The organism is Streptomyces rapamycinicus NRRL 5491, assembly GCF_024298965.1.
Taxonomy (GTDB): domain Bacteria; phylum Actinomycetota; class Actinomycetes; order Streptomycetales; family Streptomycetaceae; genus Streptomyces; species Streptomyces rapamycinicus.
The window spans coordinates 9,537,109-9,562,882 of the sequence record NZ_CP085193.1 but is presented as its reverse complement, the minus strand read 5'-3'; the positions used below and the strand labels follow the sequence as shown (position 1 = coordinate 9,562,882).

2 protein-coding genes (1 of these 2 cut by a window edge) are annotated in these 25,774 nt (G+C 70.0%); both read right to left on the bottom strand.

The features are described 5' to 3' along the window. Positions 1-3: 3 nt before the first annotated feature. A complete protein-coding gene (locus LIV37_RS40155; protein WP_254807145.1) occupies positions 4-24,879 on the bottom strand; it encodes a type I polyketide synthase in 24,876 nt (8,291 codons plus the stop codon). Beyond that, positions 24,879-25,774 carry the 3' end of an SDR family NAD(P)-dependent oxidoreductase gene (locus tag LIV37_RS40150; protein WP_476718416.1) on the bottom strand. Its footprint extends 21,067 nt past the window's final position, so only the last 896 of its 21,963 coding nucleotides appear in the window; its start codon lies off the right edge, out of view — the gene reads right to left on this strand; it ends in the stop codon at positions 24,879-24,881. The genes LIV37_RS40155 and LIV37_RS40150 overlap by 1 nt, the downstream gene beginning before the upstream one ends.

Sequence of the window (25,774 nt, the reverse complement as noted above, 5' to 3'; positions counted from 1 at the left end):
GGATTAGGAAACTCCTAGCTCTTTAGCAATAAAGTCAAAGACTTCATCAGCCGAGGCCGACTCGAGTTTCTGTGCCGCGGTGTTCTCCGCCGCCGGCTCCTGGTTGCGCATCCATTTCAACAGCACCGTCCGCAGCCGGGCCGTGATGTCGGAGCGCATTTCGCTGTCCGCGGGTACTTCGGAGAGGATTGATTCCAGCTGGGTGAGCTGGGTGAGGACCGCCGGTTCCACCACCACGTCCGCAAGGATCTCCGGGCACAGGAACCGGGCAACCTCCAATGGTGTCGGCTGGTCGAAGACCAAGGTGGCGGGGAGGGTGAGGCCGGTCTCGTTCGCGAGCCGGTTGCGCAGCTCCAGCCCGGTCAGGGAGTCGATGCCCATGTCCCGGAACGCCCACTGGGGATCAATGTCCCCGGGGTGTGCGTGGCCCAGCACGACGGCGACGGAGGCCCGGACGATCTCCAGGACTTCCTGCTCACGCTCGGCAGGACTCAAGGCGGCCAACCGGGCCGCCAGGCCACCGGCAGCCACGGCAACGGCCGCGGTCGGGCGTGCGGCGAGGCCACCAGCGGTCAGACCCCGCAGCAGCGCGGGCACCGGCCTTCCGCCGCGAGAGAACGCTGCCAGGTCCAGTCGGGCCGGGACGGCCAACGGCGCACCCAGCGCGGTGGCGGCCTCGAACAGCGCCAGGCCCTGCTCGGTCGACAGCGGCTGGACGCCGCCACGGCGCAGACGGGAGAGGTTGGCGCCGGCCAACTGCCCGGTGATCTCGCTGGCCTGGGCCCACAGCCCCCACGCCAGCGACTGGCCGGCCAGGTGCCGGTCTCGACGGTAGGTGGCGAGTGCGTCCAGGAACGCGTTGGCGGCGGCGTAACTGCCCTGGCCCGGGCTGCCCATGCCCGCTGCGGCCGAGGAGTAGAGGACGAAGCCGGCCAGGCCCGCGCCCTCGGTCAGCTCGTGCAGGTTCCACGCCGCATCCGCCTTGGCGGCCAGCACCGGCGCCATGCGCTCGGGCGTCAGCGACTCCACGGTCGCGTCGTCGATCACACCGGCGGCATGCACCACCGCCGTCAGCGGACGTTCACCCGCGATCCTGGCCAGGACGGAGGCGAGGGCGTCGCGGTCGGCGGCATCGCCGGCCTGTACCCGAACCTCCGCACCAAGCTCAGCCAACTCGGCGACCAGGTGCGCGACTCCTGGGGCCGACGGACCGCGCCGGGACATCAGCAGCAGATGCCGCATGCCACGGACATCCACCAGGTGCCGGGCCAACTCCCCGCCCAGCGTTCCGGTGCCACCCGTGACCAGGACGGTGCCCTGCGGGTCCCACTGGGCCGGGACGTTCACCACGACCTTGCCGATGTGGCGGGCGGCTTGGAGGTGGCGCAGCGCCGCCACCGCCTGGGACAGCTCGAAGCTCGTCACCCGCGGCGGAACCACCGTGCCCGCGTCGAACATGACACCGAGCTCGGACAGCATCTCCGCGACCCGCGGCTCGCCCGCATCCATCAGGTCGAACGCCTGGTAGACGACCCCGGGGTGGGACTCGGCGATTTGCTCGGGGTTGCGGATGTCGGTCTTGCCCATCTCCACGAACCGGCCACCGCGCGGCAGCAGCCGCAGGGAGGCGTCCGTGAACTCCCCGGCGAGGGCATTGACGACCACGTCCATGCCCTCGCCACCCGTGACGGCCAGGAACCGCTCGCAGAAGGCCAGATCGCGGGTGGAGGCGATGTGGCTCTCCTCCACACCCATCGCCCGCAACGCGGGCTGCTTGGCCGGGCTCGCGGTCGCGAAAACCTCCAAACCCCACGCCTTGGCCAACTGCACCGCAGCCGTACCCACACCGCCAGTACCGGCGTGAATCAGAACCCGCTGACCGGGCTGGGCCTGGGCCAGGCCCCGCAACGCGTAGAACGCGGTGAGGTACCCGACCGGGACTGCCGCGGCCTGCTGGAACGACCAACCCCGCGGAATCGGGGCAAGCAGCCGACTGTCCACGATCCCGACCGGACCCCAACCGGGCACCAGACCCATCACCGACTGGCCGACGGTCAGACCGTCCACCCCGGGACCGGTCTCCAGGACGATCCCGGCCCCTTCCCCGCCAAGGACCCGGCCGTCGGATACCATCCCCAGACCGGTCACCACGTCGCGGAAGTTCACGCCCACCGCGCGCAGGCCCACCCGCACCTGACCTGCCGACAGGGCCACGCCCGCGTCGGGGGCGTCGACGACAGCGGCGCTGCCCAGGTCACCTGGCTGGGCGACCTCGACCCGCCAACCCGAACCACGGGGGAGCTCCAGTTCGCCGGCCGCACCGGCCCTCACCAACCGCCGACCGAACGCCGCGATCCCCCCGGCCTCGGGGCGGATCCGGACCTCGAACTCGTCGGCGTCCAGTGCCATGGCCAGGACAGCGTCCACATCGGCGTCGCGACCGGGGTCCAAGTCGGCTGACGGGTCGACGTCGACCAGCAGCAGCCGGCCCGGGTGCTCGGACTGCGCAGAACGAACCAGACCCGCCACCGCAGCGCCCGCCAGATCCTGCCCGGCAGCCGCACCCTGGATCCAGACCACCAACCGCGAACCATCGGTCCCGGGATCGGCCAGCCACTGCTGCACCCAACCCAACACCCTCGCGGCAGCCAGCTGAGCCGCCCGCGGCGCCGAAAGCCCGGACGGTGCAGCCGGAACCACCGCCACCACCACCGGCGCCACCTCGGACCCGCCGTGCCGCACCCACCGCACTTCGGCGTCAACGGCCTCAGGCGCCGGCAGCGGAACCCAGTCGACGGTGAACAGCGACTGCCGAACTTGCCGGTCCGAGCCGCTGAGCTGACCGGCCGAGGCATCCCTCAGCGCCAACGACCGCACCTGCAACACCGGTTCACCAACACCGTCGAACGCCGTCACCGAGACACCACCCTGTACGGGGGCCAGAACCACGCGCAGGTGTCGGGCACCGCCCGCCAGCAGCCGCACCCCCGACCAGGCGAACGGCAACCCCGTCCCACCGCTGCCCTCACTCACGGCCAGCAGACCGTGCAGACCAGCGTCGAGCAGAGCCGGATGCAGACCGAACCCGGCCACATCGGCTTCGACAACCTCGGGCAGCTCGACCTCGGCGTAGACGGTGTCCCCGACCTGCCAGACCTGACGCAGACCCTGGAACGCCGGACCATACCCATAGCCCCGCTGAGCGAACCTCTCATAGGCGCCGTCCGTCTGAACAGGCTCCGCACCCGTCGGCGGCCAAACATCCAGCGGAGTGGGGGCCGTCTCACTGCCGACTGCGGCCAGCACACCGACCGCGTTCCGAACCCACTCGCCCTCGCCCTCACGGGAGGAGACGGTGACCGTTCGCCGACCACTGTCGCTGTCGCCGACGTGGACCTGCAACTGCACTCCACCGGAGCTAGGCAGAAGCAACGGCTCCTGGAGTGTCAACTCCTCCAACGTGCCGCAACCGGCCAGGTCCCCGGCGTGGATCGCCAGGTCCACGAACGCCGTGCCGGGCAGCAAAACGGTGCCGTGGACGGTGTGGTCGCCGAGCCACGGCATCGCGGCCAGCGACAGACGGCCCGTCAGCACGAGCCCGTCGCCCTCGGCCAGCCACACCGCAGCGGCCAACAACGGATGCCCGCTCTGCTGCTGCCCAGCCGACGAAACATCCCCACGAGTGGTGAAGGCCTTGGGCCAGTAGTGCTGGTGCTGGAACGGATACGTCGGCAGCGCGACCTTGCTGGCGCCGGCAGCCGTTACCGCGGCCCAGTCGACCTCGACACCAGATGTGTAGAGGCCGGCGAGCGCGCGTAGTGCGGTCTCGGGTTCGTCCTGGCCCTCGCGCAGCGCCGGAATCCATATCGCGCTGCCATCGTCGTCCATCGCCGACAGCGCACCGTCCGGGCCCAGTTCGGCGAAGACCCCGACACCCTGAGCCCGTATCGCCTGCACCACATCGTGGTGGCGGACCGTCTCCCGCACATGCGACACCCAATACGCCGGATCCGTCACATCCGCACCCGGCGTCCCCAACACCATGGCAATCTGCGGCTCACGACAGACCACCCCCTCCAAAACCGCCCCGAACTCCTCCAACATCGGATCCATCAACGGCGAATGGAACGCATGACTCACCCGCAGCCGACGCGCCCTCCCACCACCCTCACACCACACCCCGGCCAACTCCTCCACCACGGACTCAACACCCGAAATCACCGTCTGACGCACACCGTTGACCGCCGCAACCGCCACACCCGACCGCCCGGCAACCAACCCATCCGCCTGCGCCCACGACGCATCCAACACCGCCATCGCCCCACCCGCCGGCAACGCCTGCATCAGACGACCCCGCGCCGCCACCACCGCACACGCATCCGCCAGATCCCACACCCCCGCCACATACGCAGCCGTCACCTCACCGATCGAATGACCCGCCACACACTGCGGCACCACACCCCACGACGACCACAACCGGAACAAGCCCACCTGCACCGCGAACAACCCCGCCTGCGCAAACACCGTCCGATCCAACCCCGCACCACCAGCCGCGATCACCTCACGCAAAGACCCCGGCAACAACCCCTCGAACTCCCCACACACCTCATCAAACGCCTCAGCAAACACCGGAAACACCTCATACAACCCAAGACCCATCCCCACACGCTGCGAACCCTGACCCGAAAACACCACCGCAACCCCACCACCACCACCACCAGCAACACCGGACACCACACCCGGCACCACCCCACCCCCCGCAACCCCACCCAAGCTCTCCAACAACTGCTCACGACCCCCACCCACCACCACCAAGCGATGCGCAAACCCCGTCGTCCGGGTCGCGGCCAACGAGAACGCCACATCCCGAACCGAAACCTCCGGACGAGCCACAACGAACTCCGCCAACCGACCCGCCTGCCCGGCCAACGCCACATCAGAACGCGCCGACAACACCCACGCCACCGAACCCGCAGACACCAACCCATCCAGAACAGGGGCGTCCACCGCAGACACGTCCTGGGCAGACTCATCCTGCACGGGCTGTTCCAGGATCAGATGAACGTTGGTGCCGCTGATCCCGAAGCCCGAGACACCAGCACGCCGCGGACCAGTACCCGCCGGCCACTCACGCGACTCGGTCAGCAACTCCACCGCTCCGGCCGACCAGTCCACATGCGACGACGGAGCATCCACATGCAGCGTCTGCGGCAGCACGCCGTTCCGCATGGCCTGCACCATCTTGATGACGCCCGCGACACCCGCCGCCGCCTGCGTGTGACCGATGTTCGACTTCACCGACCCCAACCACAAAGGCCGACCCTCCGGCCGACCCTGACCATAAGTGGCCAACAGCGCCTGCGCCTCAATCGGATCACCCAACGCCGTACCCGTACCGTGCGCCTCCACCACATCAACGTCAGCCGACTGCAACCCCGCACTCGCCAACGCCGCCCGAATCACCCGCTGCTGCGACGGACCATTCGGCGCCGACAAACCATTACTCGCACCATCCTGGTTCACCGCACTACCGGAGATCACCGCGAGCACCCGGTGCCCACGCTCACGCGCGTCCGACAACCGCTCCAGGACCACCATCCCGACGCCTTCGCCCCACCCGGTGCCATCAGCGGCCTCCGCGAACGGCTTACACCGCCCATCGGCAGCGAGTCCTCGCTGCCGCGCAAACTCCCTGTATGTCCCTGGGGTGGCCATCACGGTGACACCGCCGGCGAGCGCGATCCCGCACTCACCGGACCGCAGCGCCTGCGCCGCCAGATGGATGGCCGTCAGCGACGACGAGCAAGCTGTGTCGATCGAGACGGCAGGCCCCTGCAACCCCAGCGAGTACGCCACCCGGCCCGACGCCACACTCGCCGTCGTCCCGGTCATCCCGAAACCACCGGCACCGTCCCGCTCACTGATCCGGTACCCCGAGGCGACGATCCCGGCGTAGACACCCGTGTCAGTACCCTTCAGCGAACCCGGAGTGATGCCCGCGTCCTCCAGCGCCTCCCAACACGTCTCCAGCAACAACCGTTGCTGCGGATCCATCCCCAACGCCTCACGCGGACTGATCCCGAAGAACTCCGCATCGAACTCACCAGCGCCATAGAGGAATCCACCCACCGGGGCGAAAGCGGTACCTTCATCGCCGGACTCGGACAGGTCGGGCGTCTCCCAACCGCGGTTCACCGGGAAGCCCGACATCGCGTCGGTCCCCGTAGCCACCAGCTGCCAGAAGTCCTCCGGGTCCTCCACCCCGCCCGGGAACCGGCACCCCATACCGACGATCGCCACCGGCTCATCCGTGCCAACACGGACCACCGGCACGGCGCTCTCGCCGACAGGCTCCTCCGGCCCGCAGGCCTCGGCCACCAGGAACCGGGCAACCTCCAACGGTGTCGGCTGGTCGAAGACCAAGGTGGCGGGCAGGCTCAGGCCCGTCTCGGCCGCCAGCCGGTTGCGCAGCTCCAGACCGGTCAGCGAGTCGATACCCATCTCACGGAACGCCCGCTGAGGATCGACGTCCCCAGGGCGACTGTGACCCAGAACAACCGCCGCAGCGGCCCGAACGACCTCCACGACGTCATGCTCACGCTCAGCGGGACTGAACGCGGCCAACCGCGCCGCCAGACCGCCGGCAGCCACGGCAACGGCCGCAGTCGGGCGTGCGGAGACCTCACCAGCGGTCAGACCCCGCAGCAGCGCAGGCACCGGGCGCCCGCTGCGGGACAGCCCCGTCACTTCCAGCCGGGCCGGGACCGCCAACGACGCACCCAGTGCGGCAGCAGCCTCGAACAGCGCCAAGCCCTGCTCCGTCGACAGCGGCTGAACGCCACCGCGACGCAGGCGCGACAGACCCGCACCCTCCAGGTGGCCGGTCATCTCCGAGGTCTGGTCCCACAGTCCCCACGCCAGCGACTGACCGGCCAACTGCCGATCGCGACGGTAGGCGGCCAGCGCGTCCAGGAACGCGTTGGCAGCTGCGTAACTTCCCTGACCCGCACTACCCATGACCGCTGCAGCCGAGGAGTACAGCACGAAGCCCGCCAGGCCCGCGTCTTCGGTCAGCTCGTGCAGGTTCCAGGCCGCATCGGCCTTCGCCGACAGCACCGGCACCATCCGCGCGGGCGTCAACGACTCCACCGTCGCGTCGTCGATCACACCGGCGGCATGAACCACGGCGGTCAACGGCCGCTCAACCTGAATCCGCGCCAACACAGACGCCAGGGCGTCGCGGTCGGCGGCGTCGCCGGCCTGTACCCGAACCTCCGCACCAAGCTCAGCCAACTCGGCTGCCAGGTGCGCGACTCCCAGCGCCGCCGGACCCCGCCGGGACATCAGGAGCAGGTGTCGCATGCCTCGGACGTCGACCAGGTGCCGGGCCAGTTCCCCGCCCAACGTTCCGGTGCCACCCGTGACCAGGACGGTGCCCTGCGGGTCCCACTCAGCGGGGACGTTCAGCACGACCTTGCCAATGTGGCGGGCGGCCTGGAGGTGGCGCAGCGCCGCCACCGCCTGCGACAGCTCGAAGCACGTCACCGGCGGCGGAGTCAGCGTCCCAGCCTCGAACATGCCGCCGAGTTCGGACAGCATCTCCGCGACCCGCGGCTCTCCCGCGTCCATCAGGTCGAACGCCTGATACACCACTCCCGGGTGGGTCTGGGCGACCTGCTCGGGGTTGCGGATGTCGGTCTTGCCCATCTCCACGAACCGGCCGCCGCGCGGCAACAAACGAAGGGAGGCGTCCGTGAACTCCCCGGCCAGCGCGTTGACGACCACGTCCATGCCCTCGCCACCGGTCACGGCCAGGAACCGCTCACAGAAGACCAGATCACGAGTGGAGGCGATGTGGGTGTCCGCCACGCCCATGGCTCGCAGCGCGGGCTGCTTGGCCGGGCTGGCAGTCGCGAAAACCTCCAAACCCCACATCTTTGCCAGCTGCACCGCGGCCGTGCCCACGCCACCGGTCCCGGCATGGATGAGCACACGCTGACCGGGCTGGGCCTGGGCCAGATCCCGCAATGCGTAGAACGCTGTCAGGAACCCTGCCGAGACCGATGCGGCCTGCTGGAACGACCAACCCCGCGGGATCGGGGCAAGCAGCCTGCCGTCGACAACCCCGACCGGACCCCAACCCGACACCAGACCCATCACCGACTGGCCAACGGTCAGGCCGTCCACCCCGGGACCGATCTCCAGGACAACCCCGGCACCTTCCATACCCAGGACCCGGCCATCCACGACCATCCCCAGCCCGCCGACGACGTCATGGAAGTTCACGCCCGCCGCACGCAGACCCACCCGCACCTGACCCGCCGACAACGCCACGCCCGCCTCGGGAGCATCGATCACAGCCGCACTGCCCAGGTCACCAGGCTGGGCAACCTCGACCCGCCAGCCCGCACCACCGGGCAGCACCAGTTCCCCGGACACACCGGCCCGGACCAGCCGTCGACCGAACGCCGCGATCCCCCCGGCCTCGAGGCGGATGCGGACCTCGGGCTCGTCGGTGTCCAGTGCCACGGCCAGGACAGCGTCCACATCAGCGTCGCGACCGGGGTCCAAGTCGGCTGACAGGTCGACGTCGACCAGCAGCAGCCGGCCCGGGTGCTCGGACTGCGCAGAACGAACCAGACCCGCCACCGCAGCGCCCGCCAGATCCTGTCCGGCGGCCGCACCCTGGATCCAGACCACCAACCGCGAATCGTCCGTCCCGGGATCGGCCAGCCACTGCTGCACCCAACCCAACACCCTCGCGGCAGCCAGCTGAGCCGCCCGCGGCGCCGAGACTGCGGGCTCGGCAGCCGGAACCGCAGCAACAACAACCGGCGCCACCACGGACCCGACCGACTCGCCGTGCCGCACCCACTGCACTCCAGCGGCCGGGACCTGCGGCAGCGGGACCCAGTCGACGGTGAACAGCGACTGCCGCACCTGCCGTCCCGGCCCGGCGAACTGACCAGCCGGAACCTCACGCAGCGCCAATGACCGCGCCTGCAACACCGGTTCACCAACACCGTCGAACGCGGTGACCGAGACACCACCCTGTACGGGGGCCAGAACCACGCGCAGGTGGCGGGCACCGTCGGCCAGCAGCCGCACCCCCGACCACGCGAACGGCAACCCCGTCCCACCGCTGCCGTCACTCGCGGCCAGCAGACCGTGCAGCGCGGCGTCGAGCAGAGCCGGATGCAGACCGAACCCGGCCGCATCGGCCTCCGCGGCCTGGGGCAGCTCCACCTCGGCGTACACGGTGTCCCCGGCACGCCAGACCTGACGCAGACCCTGGAACGCCGGCCCGTAAGCGTAACCGCGCCGGGCGAGCTTCTCGTAGGCGTCGTCGACCGGAACCGGCTCCGCACCGGCGGGCGGCCACGCACCCAGCGGGGCCGGGGCGGGCTCACTGCCGGCCGGGGTAAGCACGCCGACCGCGTGTCGGACCCATTCGCCCTCGCCCTCGCGGGAGGAGACGGTGACGGTTCGCCGACCACTGTCGTCGTCGCTGTCGCCGACGTGGACCTGGAGCTGGACGCCGCCCTGGCCCGGCAGGGTCAGCGGTTCCTGGAGCGTCAGTTCCTCCAGCGTCCCGCAACCAGCAAGGTCCCCGGCGTGGACCGCCAGGTCCACGAACGCCGTGCCGGGCAGCAAAACCGTGCCGTGGACCGCGTGGTCGGCCAGCCACGGCATCGCGGCCAGCGACAGACGCCCCGTCAACACCAGCCCGTCGCCCTCGGCCAGCCACACCGCAGCACCCAGCAACGGATAACCGGAGCGCTGCAGTCCGATCGACGAGGCGTCCCCGCGAGTGGCGACGGCCTTGGGCCAGTAACGCTCCCGCTGGAACGGATACGTCGGCAGAGCAACCGTCTGCGCGCCCTCGCCGGCCACCACGGCCCAGTCCACCTCGACACCGGCGGCGTAAGCTCCGGCCAGCGCGGTCAGCCAGCGGCTCCGGCCGCCATCGCCGCGCTGCAACGTGCCCGCCGCGACCAGGTCCTCACCCGCCTGCACGATCGCCAAACCCAACACCGGATGCGGGCTCACCTCCACAAACACCCGGTGACCCTCCGCCGCCAGCCCGGCAACGACCTCACCGAACCGCACCGGCTCACGCAGGTTCCGGAACCAGTACCCGCCATCCAGCCCGGCGGTGTCCAGCACACGCGCCTCAAGCGTGGAGTAGAACGGCACCGAACCAGAAACCGGAGACACCCCCGCCAAATCCCCGGCCAAACGATCCTGGACGGCTTCGACGTGCGCCGTGTGCGAGGCGTAGTCCACCGCGATCCGCCGCGCCCCCCGATCCGCGTAGGCGTCCACGAACTCCGCGCACGCGCTCGCGGCACCGGCCACCACCACCTGCCGGGGACCGTTCACCGCCGCGACCGACAAGTCCACGCCCCAGCGGGAGACCCACTCCCCCACCTCATCCAGACCAGCGGGCACCGACACCATCCCGCCCGTACCCGCAAGCCCCGCCAACGCCCCGCTGCGCAACGCCACAACCCGCGCGCCATCCTCCAAAGACAACCCGCCGGCGACACACGCCGCCGCGATCTCACCCTGACTGTGACCCGCCACCGCCGCAGGCTCCACGCCATACGCCCGCCAGAGCTCAGCCAAGCTGACCGCTACCGCCCACGACGCCGGCTGAACCACATCCACCCGCGCCAACAATCCCGCATCCGCGAGCACATCACGCAACTGCCAGTCCACAAACGGCTCCAAGGCCGCCGCGCAGCGCTCCATCACCGCCGCGAACACCGGCTCCTCATCCCACAGTTGCAGACCCATCCCGACCCACTGCGCACCCTGACCCGCAAACACAAACACCGGCCGCGACACCGACGACGAACCAGCAACCCCGGTCACCACACCCGGAGCCTCCTGACCCGTTGCAACGGCAGCCAGACCCGCCACCAGTTGATCGCGCTCATCGCCGATCACCGCCAGACGGTGCGAGAAGCCCGTCGTCCGGGTTGCGGCCAACGAGAACGCCACATCCCGAACCGAAACGTCCGGACGCGCCGCCACGAACTCCGCCAGCCGACCCGCCTGCCCGGCCAACGCCGCACCCGACCGCGCCGACACCACCCACGCCACCGAACCCGCAGACACCAACCCCAACTCCGAGGCCGGCCCCACCCCATCCAGGACAGGGACATCCAATACAGGGGCGTCCTGGGCAGGCTGCTCAAGGATGACGTGGACGTTGGTGCCGCTGATCCCGAACGCCGACACACCCGCACGCCGCGGACCAGTACCCGCCGGCCACTCCCGCGCCGTGCTGAGCAGTTCCACCGCCCCGGCCGACCAGTCCACATGCGAGGACGGGGCATCCACGTGCAGCGTCTGCGGCAGCATCCCGTGCCGCATCGCCTGCACCATCTTGATCACGCCCGCGACACCAGCAGCCGCCTGGGCGTGGCCGATGTTCGACTTCACCGACCCCAGCAACAGCGGTCGACCCTCCGGCCGACCCTGCCCGTAGGTCGCCAGCAGCGCCTGCGCCTCGATCGGGTCACCCAGTGCGGTACCGGTACCGTGCGCCTCCACGACATCAACGTCAGCCGGCTGCAACCCCGCACTCGCCAACGCCGCCCAGATCACCCGCTGCTGCGACGGACCATTCGGCGCCGACAAACCATTACTCGCACCATCCTGGTTCACCGCACTACCCGCAACCACCGCCAAAATGCGGTGCCCACGCTCACGCGCATCCGACAACCGCTCCAACACCAGGACACCGACACCCTCACCCCACCCGGTGCCATCAGCAGCCTCCGCGAACGGCTTGCACCGCCCATCGGCAGCCAACCCCCGCTGCCGCGCAAACTCCGTGTATGTCCCTGGGGTGGCCATCACGGTGACACCGCCGGCGAGCGCGATCCCGCACTCACCCGCGCGGAGCGCCTGCGCTGCAAGGTGGATGGCCGTCAACGACGACGAGCAAGCTGTGTCGATCGAGACGGCCGGACCCTGCAACCCCAGCGAGTACGCCACCCGGCCCGACGCCACACTCGCCGTCGTCCCGGTCAGGCCGAAACCGCCGGCACCGTCCTGCTCACTGATCCGGTACCCCGATGTGATGATTCCGGCGTAGACACCCGTGTCGGTGCCCTTCAGCGAAGCCGGAGTGATGCCCGCGTCCTCCAGGGCCTCCCAACACGTCTCCAACAGCAACCGCTGCTGGGGATCCATCCCCAACGCCTCACGCGGACTGATCCCGAAGAACTCCGCATCGAACTCACCAGCGCCGTCCAGGAAGCCGCCCACCGGGGCGAAAGCAATACCCTCGTCACCTGACTCGGACAGGCCGTCCACGTCCCAGCCGCGGTCCGCCGGGAAGCCCGACATCGCATCGGTCCCGGCAGCGACCAACCGCCAGAAGCCCTCCGGGTCCTCGACCCCGCCGGGGTACCGGCACCCCATACCGACGATCGCCACCGGCTCATCCGTACCGACACGGACCACCGGCACAACCGCCGCACCGACGGCCCGCTCAGTCCCGCACGCCTCGGCCACCAGGAACCGGGCAACCTCCAGCGGTGTCGGCTGGTCGAAGACCAAGGTGGCAGGCAAACTCAGGCCTGTCTCGTTCGCGAGCCGGTTGCGCAGCTCCAGCCCGGTCAGAGAGTCGATGCCCATCTCGCGGAACGCCCGCTGAGGATCGACGTCCCCAGGGCGACTGTGACCCAGAACCACGGCAGCAGCGGCCCGGACGACCTCCAGAACCTCCTGCTCACGCTCGGTAGGACCGAGCGCGACCAGACGCGCCGCCAGGCCACCCGCATGCGCAACCGTTGCCATGGCCGCGGTCGGGCGTGTGGGGACATCACCAGCGGTCAGCCCTCGCAGCAGCGCGGGCACCGGCCTTCCGCCACGGGACAGCCCCGTCACTTCCAGCCGGGCCGGGACCGCCAACGACGCACCCAGCGCGGTAGCAGCCTCGAACAGCGCCAAGCCCTGCTCCGTCGACAGCGGCTGAACGCCGCCACGGCGCAGGCGCGACAGACCAGCGCCCTCCAGGTGGCCGGTCATCTCCGAGGTCTGGTCCCACAGTCCCCACGCCAGCGACTGACCGGCCAGGTGCCGGTCTCGACGATAGGCGGCCAGCGCGTCCAGGAACGCGTTCGCGGCGGCATAACTCCCCTGACCCGCACTACCCATGACCGCCGCAGCCGAGGAGTACAGCACGAAGCCAGCAAGGCCGACGCCCTCGGTCAGCTCGTGCAGGTTCCAGGCCGCATCGGCCTTCGCCGACAGCACCGGCACCATCCGCGCGGGCGTCAACGACTCCACCGTCGCGTCGTCGATCACCCCAGCCGCATGAACCACGGCGGTCAACGGCCGCTCAACCTGAATCCGCGCCAACACAGACGCCAGGGCGTCGCGGTCGGCGGCATCGCCAGCCTGCACCCGCACACTCGCCCCCGACTGCGCCAGCTCCGCCACCAGACGAGCCACTCCCGGCGCCGCCGGACCGCGCCGTGACATCAGCAGCAGATGCCGCATGCCACGGACGTCGACCAGGTGCCGGGCCAGTTCCCCGCCCAACGTTCCGGGACCACCCGTGACAAGCACGGTGCCCTGCGGGTCCCACTCAGCGGGGACGTTCAACACGACCTTGCCGATGTGGCGGGCGGCCTGGAGGTGGCGCAGCGCCGCCACCGCCTGCGACAGCTCGAAACACGTCACCCGCGGCGGGACCAGGGTGCCCGCGTCGAACATGCCACCGAGCTCGGACAGCATCTCCGCAACCCGCGGTACACCGGCGTCCATCAGGTCGAACGCCTGATACACCACACCGGGGTGGGACTCGGCAACCTGCGCCGCATCGCGGATATCGGTCTTACCCATCTCCACGAACTGACCACCGCGTGGCAACAGCCGCAACGAGGCGTCCGTGAACTCCCCGGCCAGCGCGTTGACCACCACTTCCATGCCCTCGCCACCGGTCACGGCCAGGAACTGGTCGCAGAAGGTGAGATCACGGGTCGAGGCGATGTGGCTCTCGTCCACACCCATGGCTCGCAGCGCGTGCTGCTTGGCCGGGCTCGCGGTCGCGAAAACCTCAAGCCCCCATTCCTTGGCCAACTGCACCGCGGCCGTACCCACACCACCGGTCCCGGCGTGGATGAGCACCCGCTGGCCCGGGCGGACCCGGGCCAGATCCCGCAACCCGTAGAACGCCGTCAGGAACCCTGCCGACACCGATGCGGCCTGCTGGAACGACCAACCCTGCGGGATCGGGGCAAGCAGCCGACTGTCGACAACCCCGACCGGACCCCAACCCGACACCAGACCCATCACCGACTGGCCAACGGTCAGGCCGTCCACCCCGGGACCGAGCTCCAGGACAACCCCGGCACCTTCCATACCCAGGACCCGGCCATCCACGACCATCCCCAGCCCGCCGACGACGTCATGGAAGTTCACGCCCGCAGCACGCAGACCCACCCGCACCTGACCCGCCGACAACGCCACACCCGCCTCGGGAGCATCGATCACAGCGACACTGCCCAGGTCACCAGGCTGGGTCACCTCCACCCGCCAACCCGAACCACCCGGCAAGGCCAACTCACCGGACGCGCCCGCCCGGACCAACCGCCGACCATTGGCCACCACAGTCCCGCCGCCAGTAGCCGGAGAGATGCGGACCTCAGGCTCGTCAGCCTCCAGTGCCACGGCCAGGACGGTGTCCACGTCGGCGTCACTGTCCGGGTCCAGGCCGGTCGACGGGTCGACATCGGCCAGCAGCAGCCGGCCCGGGTGCTCGGACTGCGCAGAACGAACCAGACCCGTAACCGCCGCGCCCGCCAGATCCTGTCCGGCGGCCGCACCCTGGGTCCAGACCACCAACCGCGAATCGTCCGTCTCAGGATCGGCCAGCCACTCCTGCACCCAACCCAACACCGTCGCGGCAGCCGCCTGAGCCGCCTGCGGCGCCGACACCCCGGACGGTGCAGCCGGAACCACCGCCACCACCACCGGCGCCACCTCGGACCCGCCGTGCCGCACCCACCGCACTTCGGCGTCAACGGCCTCAGGCGCCGGCAGCGGAACCCAGTCGACGGTGAACAGCGACTGCCGAACTTGCCGGTCCGAGCCGCTGAGCTGACCGGCCAAGGCATCCCTCAGCGCCAACGACCGCACCTGCAAAACCGGTTCACCAGCACCGTCGAACGCGGTGACCGAGACACCACCCTGTACGGGGGCCAGAACCACGCGCAGGTGTCGGGCACCGCCCGCCAGCAGCCGCACCCCCGACCACGCGAACGGCAACCCCGTCCCACCGCTGCCGTCACTCACGGCCAGCAGACCGTGCAGACCGTGCAGACCGTGCAGACCGGCATCAAGGAGAGCGGGATGCAGACCGAACCCGGCCACATCGGAGTCGATGACCTCAGGCAGCTCCACCTCGGCGTAGACGGTGTCCCCGGCGCGCCAGACCTGACGCAGACCCTGGAACGCCGGACCATACCCATAGCCCCGCTGAGCGAACTTCTCATAGGTGCCGTCCGTCTGAACGGGCTCCGCACCCGCCGGAGGCCACGCACCCAGCGGGGCCGGGACGGGCTCACTACCAGCCGGGGCGAGTACGCCCACGGCATGCCGAACCCACTCGCCCTCCCCCTCACGGGAGGAGACGGTGACCGTTCGGCGACCACTGTCGCTGTCGCCGACGTGGACCTGGAGCTGGACGCCGCCCCGGTCCGGCAGGATGAGCGGTTCCTGGAGCGTCAGTTCCTCCAGCGTCCCGCAACCGGCCAGATCTCCGGCGTGGATCGCCAGGTCCACGAACGCCGTGCCGGGCAGCAGGACGGTGCCGTGGACGGTGTGGTCGCCGAGCCACGGCATCGCGGCCAGCGACAGGCGACCCGTCAGCACCAGTCCGTTGCCCTCGGCCAGCCACACCGCAGCGGCCAACAACGGATGCCCGCTCTGCTGCTGCCCAGCCGACGAAACATCCCCACGACCGGCCATCGCCTTGGGCCAGTAACGCTCCCGCTGGAACGGATACGTCGGCAGAGCAACCGTCTGCGCGCCCTCGCCGGCCACCGCGGCCCAGTCCACCTCGACACCGGCGGCGTAGGCACCGGCCAGCGCGGCCAACCAGCGGCCGCGGCCGCCATCGCCGCGCTGCAACGTGCCCACCGCGACCAGGTCCTCACCGGCCTGCGCGATCGCCAAGCCCAGCACTGGATGCGGGCTGACCTCGACGAACGCCCGGTGGCCGTCCGCCGCCAGCGCGGCGATGACCTCGCCGAACCGCACCGGCTCACGCAGGTTCCGGAACCAGTACCCGCCATCCAGCCCGGCGGTGTCCACCACCGCGGCCTCAAGCGTGGAGTAGAACGGCACCGCACTGCTGTCGGCAACCACTGCGGCCAGATCCTCGGCAAGACGCTCCTGGACGGCCTCGACATGCGCGGTGTGCGAGGCGTAATCCACCGCGATGCGGCGCGCACCGCGATCGCCGTAGGCGTCCACGAACTCCGCACACGCGTTCGCGGCACCGGCCACCACGATCTGCCGGGGGCCGTTGACGGCCGCGACCGACAGGTCCTCACCCCAGCGGGAGATCCACTCCCCCACCTCGTCCAACCCGGCCGGGACCGACACCATCCCGCCCGTACCCGCCAGACCCGCCAACGCCCGGCTGCGCAAAGCGACGACCCGCGCACCGTCCTCCAGAGACAGGCCGTCGGCGACGCACGCCGCCGCGATCTCACCCTGGCTGTGACCCGCCACCGCCGCAGGCTCGACGCCGTACGCGCGCCACAACCCGGCCAGGCTGACCGCTACCGCCCACGACGCCGGCTGCACCGCATCCACCCGCGCCAACAATCCCGCATCCGCGAGCACATCACGCAACTGCCAGTCCACAAACGGCGCCAAGGCCGCCGCGCAGCGCTCCATCGCCGCCGCGAACACCGGCTCCTCATCCCACAGTTGCAGACCCATCCCGACCCACTGCGCACCCTGACCCGCGAACACGAACACCGGCCGCGACACCGACGCCGAACCAGCGCCTCCGGTCACCACCCCGGTCACAACACCGGACGCCTCCTGGCCCGCCGCGACCGCGCCCAGGCTCTCCAGCAGCTGCTCACGGTCCTGACCGATCACCGCTAGGCGGTGCGCAAACCCCGTGGTCCTCGTCACCGCCAGAGAAAACGCCAAGTCCTTGGCCGAAACCTCCGGCCGATCAGCCAAGAACTCCGCCAGCCGACCCGCCTGCCCGGCCAACGCCGCAGCCGACCGCGCCGACACCACCCACGCCACCGAACCCGCAGACTCCGGCCCATCCAGGACAGGAACCTCCACAGCAGCCGCGTCCTGCGCGGGCTGTTCGAGGATGAGGTGGACGTTGGTGCCGCTGATCCCGAACGCCGACACACCCGCACGCCGCGGACCAGTGCCCGCCGGCCACTCCCGCGGCTCGGTCAGCAGCTCCACCGCTCCAGCCGACCAGTCCACATGCGAGGACGGGGCATCCACGTGCAACGTCTGCGGCAGCATCCCGTGCCGCATCGCCTGCACCATCTTGATCACACCCGCCACACCAGCAGCCGCCTGCGTGTGACCGATGTTCGACTTCACCGAACCCAACAGCAACGGCCGACCCTCCGGCCGACCCTGCCCATAAGTCGCCAACAGCGCCTGCGCCTCAATCGGGTCACCCAACGCCGTACCGGTACCGTGCGCCTCCACGACGTCAACGTCAGCCGACTGAAGCCCCGCACTCGCCAACGCCGCCCGGATCACACGCTGCTGCGACGGACCATTCGGCGCCGACAGACCATTACTGGCCCCATCCTGGTTGACCGCACTACCCGCCACTACCGCCAAAACACGGTGCCCACGCTCACGCGCGTCCGACAGCCGCTCCAGGACGACCATCCCGACGCCTTCACCCCAACCGGTGCCGTCGGCGGCGTCCGCGAACGGCTTGCAACGGCCGTCGCCGGCCAGTCCTCGCTGCCGCGCGAACTCCGTGAACGCGCCCGGGGTGGCCATGACCGTGACGCCGCCCGCCAGCGCGAGCCCGCACTCACCGGACCGCAACGCCTGCGCCGCAAGGTGAATCGCCGTCAGCGACGAGGAACACGCCGTGTCGATCGAGACGGCCGGACCCTGCAACCCCAGCGAGTACGCCACGCGTCCTGACGCCACACTCGCCGTCGTCCCGGTTATCCCGAAGCCGCCATCGCCGTCCTGCTCACCGAGCTGGTAACCCGACGCGATGATGCCGGCGTAAACCCCGGTATCGGAGTCCCGCAGCGAAGCTGGAGTGATGCCCGCGTCCTCCAGCGCCTCCCAACACGTCTCCAACAGCAGTCGCTGCTGCGGGTCCATCCCCAACGCCTCGCGCGGACTGATCCCGAAGAACTCCGCATCGAACTCACCAGCTTTATCCAGGAAACCACCCACTCGGGCGTAACCCGCGCCCCCGTCATCGGAGTCCGGGTCAGGCAGGGCCACCATGTCCCAGCCGCGGTCCGCCGGGAAGCCCGACATCGCGTCGGCGCCTCCGACGACCATCTGCCAGAAGCCCTCCGGATCCTCCGCCCCGCCCGGGAACCGGCACCCCATGCCCACGATCGCCACCGGCTCGTCCATGCCGACGCGGACCACAGGGGCGGCAGCCACACCGTCGGTCCCGCACACCTCTGCCACCAGGTGCCGGGCGAGTTCCAGCGGGACGGGGTAGTCGAAGACCAAGGTGGCGGGCAGGCTCAGGCCCGTCTCGGCCGCCAGCCGGTTGCGCAGCTCCAGCCCGGTCAGGGAGTCGATGCCCATCTCACGGAACGCCCGCTGAGGATCGATGTCCCCGGGGCGACTGTGCCCCAGGACAACGGCGGCAGCGGCCCGGACGATCTGCAGGACCTCCTGCTCACGATCGGCGGGCGAAAGCGCTGCCAACCGCGCCGCCAAGCCAACCGAGCCCGCAGCCACAGCCGCGGTCGGGCGCACGGGGACACCGCCAGCAGCCAGCCCCCGTAGCAGCGTGGGCACCGGCCCGCCAGCACGCGACAGCGCGGCCAAGTCGAGTCGGGCCGGGACCGCCAGAGGCGCACCCAATGCGGTAGCGGCCTCGAACAGCGCCAGGCCCTGTTCGGTCGTCAGCGGCTGGACGCCGCCACGGCGCAGGCGCGACAGACCGGCGCCCTCCAGGTGGCCGGTCATCTCCGAGGTCTGGGCCCACAGGCCCCACGCCAGCGACTGGCCAGCCAGCTGCCGATCGCGACGATAGGCGGCCAGCGCATCCAGGAACGCGTTGGCGGCGGCGTAACTCCCTTGCCCTGGGCTGCCCATGACAGCCGCAGCCGAGGAGTACAGCACGAAGCCCGCCAGGCCCGCGTCCTCGGTCAGCTCGTGCAGGTTCCACGCCGCATCGGCCTTGGCGGCCAGCACCGTCGCCATGCGCTCGGGCGTCAGCGACTCCACGGTCGCGTCGTCGATCACACCGGCGGCATGCACCACCGCCGTCAGCGGACGCTCAACCTGAAGCCGCGCCAACACCGACATCAGGGCGTCACGGTCGGCAGCGTCACCAGCCAGGACGCTCACCCGCGCTCCCGAGGCCGCCAACTCGGCGACTAGGTGCGCGACTCCCGGCGCCGCCGGACCCCGCCGCGACAACAGCACCAGGTGCCGCATCCCGCGTACGTCCACCAGGTGCCGGGCCAGTTCCCCGCCCAGCGTCCCGGTGCCACCCGTGACCAGCACCGTGCCCTGCGGGTCCCACTCAGCGGGGACGTTCAACACGACCTTGCCCACGTGCCGGGCGGCCTGGAGATGGCGCAGCGCCGCCACCGCCTGCGACAGCTCGAAACACGTCACAGGCGGCGGAGTCAGCGTCCCAGCGTCGAACAAGCCACCGAGCTCGGCCAGCATCTCCGCGACCCGTGGCTCGCCCGCATCCATCAGGTCGAACGCCTGATACACCACACCGGGGCAGGTCTGGGCCACTTGCTCGGGGTTGCGGATGTCGGTCTTGCCCATCTCCACGAACCGGCCACCGCGCGGCAGCAGCCGCAGGGAGGCGTCCGTGAACTCCCCGGCGAGGGCATTGAGGACCACGTCCATGCCCCCGCCACCGGTCACGGCCAGGAACTGGTCGCAGAAGGCCAGGTCACGGGTGGAGGCGATGTGGCTCTCCTCCACACCGATGGCCCGCAACGCGGGCTGCTTGGCCGGGCTCGCGGTCGCGAAAACCTCCAAACCCCACGCCTTGGCCAACTGCACCGCAGCCGTACCGACCCCACCGGTCCCGGCGTGGATGAGGACCCGCTGACCCGGGCGGACCCGGGCCAGGTCCCGCAACGCGTAGAACGCGGTGAGGTACCCGACCGGCACCGCCGCGGCCTGCTGGAACGACCAACCCCGCGGGATGGCAGCCACCAACCGGCTGTCCACAACCCCGACCGGACCCCAACCCGGAACCAGACCCATCACCGACTGACCGACGGTCAGACCGTCCACCCCGGGACCGATCTCCAGGACAACCCCGGCACCTTCGCCGCCGAGGCCTCGGTTGTCCGCGACCATTCCCAGACCGGTCACCACGTCGCGGAAGTTCACACCCGCCGCACGCAGACCCACCCGCACCTGACCCGCCGACAGGGCCACGCCCGCGTCGGGAGCGTCGACGACAGCGGCGCTGCCCAGGTCACCAGGCTGGGCGACCTCGACCCGCCAACCCGAACCACGGGGCAGTGCCAGCTCACTGGCGCGGGCCAAGCACCGACCAAAGGCAACCATGCCCCCGCCGTCAGCAGCCGGAGAGATGCGGACCTCGGGCTCGTCGGCGTCCAGTGCCACGGCCAGGACAGCGTCCACATCAGCGTCGCGACCAGGGTCCAAGTCGGCTGACAGGTCGACGTCGACCAGCAGCAGCCGGCCCGGGTGCTCGGACTGCGCAGAACGAACCAGGCCCACCACCGCAGCGCCCGCCAGATCCTGCCCGGCAGCCGCACCCTGGATCCAGACCACCAACCGCGAACCATCGGTCCCGGGATCGGCCAGCCACTCCTGCACCCAACCCAACACCCTCGCGGCAGCCAGCTGAGCCGCCCGCGGCGCCGACACCCCGGGCTCGGCAGCCGGAACCACCGCCACCACCACCGGCGCCACGTCGGACCCGCCGTGCCGCACCCACCGCACTTCGGCGTCAGCGACCTGAGGCGCCGGCAGCGGAACCCAGTCGACGGTGAACAGCGACTGCCGAACTTGCCGGTCCGAGCCGCTGAGCTGACCGGCCAAGGCCTCACGCATCGCCAGCGATTGTGCCTGCAAGACGGGCTGACCAGCACCGTCGAACGCCGTCACCGAGACGCCGCCCGCGCTGCGCGCCAGGACGACCCGCAGGTGTCGGGCACCGCCCGCCAGCAGCCGCACCCCCGACCAGGCGAACGGCAACCCCGTCCCACCGCTGCCCTCACTCACGGCCAGCAGACCGTGCAGACCAGCGTCGAGCAGAGCCGGATGCAGACCGAACCCGGCCACATCGGCTTCGACAACCTCGGGCAGCTCGACCTCGGCGTAGACGGTGTCCCCGACCTGCCAGACCTGACGCAGACCCTGGAACGCCGGACCATACCCATAGCCCCGCTGAGCGAACCTCTCATAGGCGCCGTCCGTCTGAACAGGCTCCGCACCCGTCGGCGGCCAAACATCCAGCGGAGTGGGGGCCGTCTCCCGATCGGCTGTGGCCAGCACACCGACCGCGTTCCGGACCCACTCGCCCTCGCCTTCACGGGAGGAGACGGTGACCGTTCGCCGACCACTGTCGCTGTCGCCGACGTGGACCTGGAGCTGGACACCACCGGAGCCGGGAAGGATCAGCGGTTCCTGGAGCGTCAGTTCCTCCAGCGTCCCGCAACCGGCCAGATCTCCGGCGTGGATCGCCAGGTCCACGAACGCCGTGCCGGGCAGCAAAACGGTGCCGTGGACGGTGTGGTCGCCGAGCCACGGCATCGCGGCCAGCGACAGACGGCCCGTCAGCACGAGCCCGTCGCCCTCGGCCAGCCACACCGCAGCGGCCAACAACGGATGCCCGCTCTGCTGCTGCCCAGCCGACGAAACATCCCCACGAGTGGTGAAGGCCTTGGGCCAGTAGTGCTGGTGCTGGAACGGATACGTCGGCAGCGCGACCTTGCTGGCGCCGGCAGCCGTTACCGCGGCCCAGTCGACCTCGACACCAGATGTGTAGAGGCCGGCGAGCGCGCGTAGTGCGGTCTCGGGTTCGTCCTGGCCCTCGCGCAGCGCCGGAATCCATATCGCGCTGCCATCGTCGTCCATCGCCGACAGCGCACCGTCCGGGCCCAGTTCGGCGAAGACCCCGACACCCTGAGCCCGTATCGCCTGCACCACATCGTGGTGGCGGACCGTCTCCCGCACATGCGACACCCAATACGCCGGATCCGTCACATCCGCACCCGGCGTCCCCAACACCATGGCAATCTGCGGCTCACGACAGACCACCCCCTCCAAAACCGCCCCGAACTCCTCCAACATCGGATCCATCAACGGCGAATGGAACGCATGACTCACCCGCAGCCGACGCGCCCTCCCACCACCCTCACACCACACCCCGGCCAACTCCTCCACCACGGACTCAACACCCGAAATCACCGTCTGACGCACACCGTTGACCGCCGCAACCGCCACACCCGACCGCCCGGCAACCAACCCATCCGCCTGCGCCCACGACGCATCCAACACCGCCATCGCCCCACCCGCCGGCAACGCCTGCATCAGACGACCCCGCGCCGCCACCACCGCACACGCATCCGCCAGATCCCACACCCCCGCCACATACGCAGCCGTCACCTCACCGATCGAATGACCCGCCACACACTGCGGCACCACACCCCACGACGACCACAACCGGAACAAGCCCACCTGCACCGCGAACAACCCCGCCTGCGCAAACACCGTCCGATCCAACCCCGCACCACCAGCCGCGATCACCTCACGCAAAGACCCCGGCAACAACCCCTCGAACTCCCCACACACCTCATCAAACGCCTCAGCAAACACCGGAAACACCTCATACAACCCAAGACCCATCCCCACACGCTGCGAACCCTGACCCGAAAACACCACCGCAACCCCACCACCACCAGCAACACCGGACACCACACCCGGCACCACCCCACCCCCCGCAACCCCACCCAAGCTCTCCAACAACTGCTCACGACCCCCACCCACCACCACCAAGCGATGCGCAAACCCCGTCGTCCGGGTCGCGGCCAACGAGAACGCCACATCCCGAACCGACACCTCCGGACGAGCCACAACGAACTCCGCCAACCGACCCGCCTGCCCGGCCAACGCCACATCAGAACGCGCCGACAACACCCACGCCACCGAACCCGCAGACACCAACCCATCCAGAACAGGGGCGTCCACCGCAGACACGTCCTGGGCAGTGGCCTCCAGGGCCTCTCCGCCGTCGCCAGAACCGTCCAGCGCAGGGACGTTCAGGGTGAGCTCTTCAAGGATCAGGTGCACGTTGGTGCCGCTGATCCCGAACGCCGACACACCAGCCCGCCGCGGACCGGAACCCGCTGGCCACTCCCGCGCCGTGCTGAGCAGCTCCACCGCCCCGGCCGACCAGTCCACATGCGAGGACGGGGCATCCACGTGCAGCGTCTGCGGCAGCATCCCGTGCCGCATCGCCTGCACCATCTTGATCACGCCCGCGACACCAGCAGCCGCCTGCGTGTGACCGATGTTCGACTTCACCGAACCCAACAGCAACGGCCGACCCTCCGGCCGACCCTGCCCATAAGTCGCCAACAGCGCCTGCGCCTCAATCGGGTCACCCAACGCCGTACCAGTACCGTGCGCCTCCACCACATCGACATCGCCCGGCTGCAACCCCGCACTCGCCAACGCCGCCCGAATCACACGCTGCTGCGACGGACCATTCGGCGCCGACAAACCATTACTCGCACCATCCTGGTTCACCGCACTACCCGCAACCACCGCCAACACCCGGTGCCCACGCTCACGCGCATCCGACAACCGCTCCAACACCAGGACACCGACACCCTCACCCCACCCGGTGCCATCAGCAGCCTCCGCGAACGGCTTGCACCGCCCATCGGCAGCCAACCCCCGCTGCCGCGCGAACTCCACGAAAGTCTCCGGGGTGGCCATCACCGTGACGCCACCCGCGAGCGCGATCCCGCATTCCCCGGACCGCAGTGCCTGCGCCGCAAGGTGAATCGCCATCAGCGACGACGAGCACGCGGTGTCCACCGACACCGCAGGCCCCTGCAGACCCAGCGAGTACGCCACCCGGCCCGACGCCACACTCGCGGCAGTCCCGGTCATCACATAACCGTCGGCGCCAGTTTGTTCCCCGGCCTGGTAGCCCGAGGCGATGATGCCGGCGTAGACACCCGTGTCGGTGCCCTTCAGCGAACCCGGCTCGATCCCCGCGTCCTCCAGCGCCTCCCAACACGTCTCCAAAAGCAACCGCTGCTGCGGATCCATCCCCAACGCCTCACGCGGACTGATCCCGAAGAACTCCGCATCGAACCCACCAGCGCCGTCAAGGAACCCACCCACCCGGGCGAAGGAGGTGCTCTCGTCGCCGGGGTCGGAGCCGTCCAGGCGTTCCAGGTTCCAGTCGCGATCAACCGGGAATCCCGACATCGCGTCGGTGCCTCCGGCGATCAGCTGCCAGAAGCCCTCCGGGTCCTCGACCCCGCCCGGGAACCGGCACCCCATACCCACGATCGCCACCGGCTCATGCTCGCGTGCTTCCATGTGCCTGAGGCGCTTGCGCATCTGGACGAGTTCAGCCGACGTCTTCTTCAGGTAGTCGAAGAGCTTTTCCTGATTCTCCATTAAAGGGCTTCCTCATCGACTCGTCGATCAAAGTCATCCGGTTCCGACTCATGCAATCGGAATTCTTTGTCAAGGAAATCAAATACTTCATCAGGAGTAGCTGAATCAAACTCTATGGAAGCGTCATCGGACTCGGCCGCCGATTGGACCTCGCCCTGCGCATCCATCCATTTGGACAGCATTCCGCGCAGGATCCTCGTGATTCCGTCGGGCGCCTCGCATGTTGCCGCCAGGTTCAGGAGACGGGATTCGAGCTGGCTGAGCTCGGCGATCATCGGGGCCGTCCCCGACTCGCCGTCGGCGACCATTCCCGGCCGCAGGTACTCGGCGACCGCGGCCGGTGTCGGGTAGTCGAAGACCAGGGTGGCGGGCAGGCTCAGGCCCGTCTCGGCCGACAGCCGGTTGCGGAGCTCCAGCGCGGTCAGGGAGTCGATGCCCATCTCACGGAAGGCACGCTGCGGATCGACGTCCCCGGGGTCGGCATGGCCCATGACGACAGCGACAGCGGCCCGGACGATCTGCAGGACCTCCTGCTCACGCTCTGCGGGACTGAGCGCCGCCAACCGGGCCGCCCACCTGGCCGCCAAGCCGGCCGCAGCCTCGGCCACAGCTGCGGTCGGACGTGCGGAGACACCGGCGACCAGGCCGCGCAGCAGCGGAGGCAACGGCCCCCCGGCACGCGACAGCGCGGCCAGGTCCAGTCGGGCCGGGACCGCCAAGGGGGCGCCCAGCGCGGCGGCGGCCTCGAACAGCGCCAGGCCCTGACCGGTCGTCATCGGCTGGATGCCGCCACGACGCAGGCGGGACAGACCGGTTCCGTCGAGGTGCCCGGTCATCTCCGACGCCTGAGCCCACAGCCCCCAGGCAAGCGACTGGCCGGCCAACTGCCGGTCGC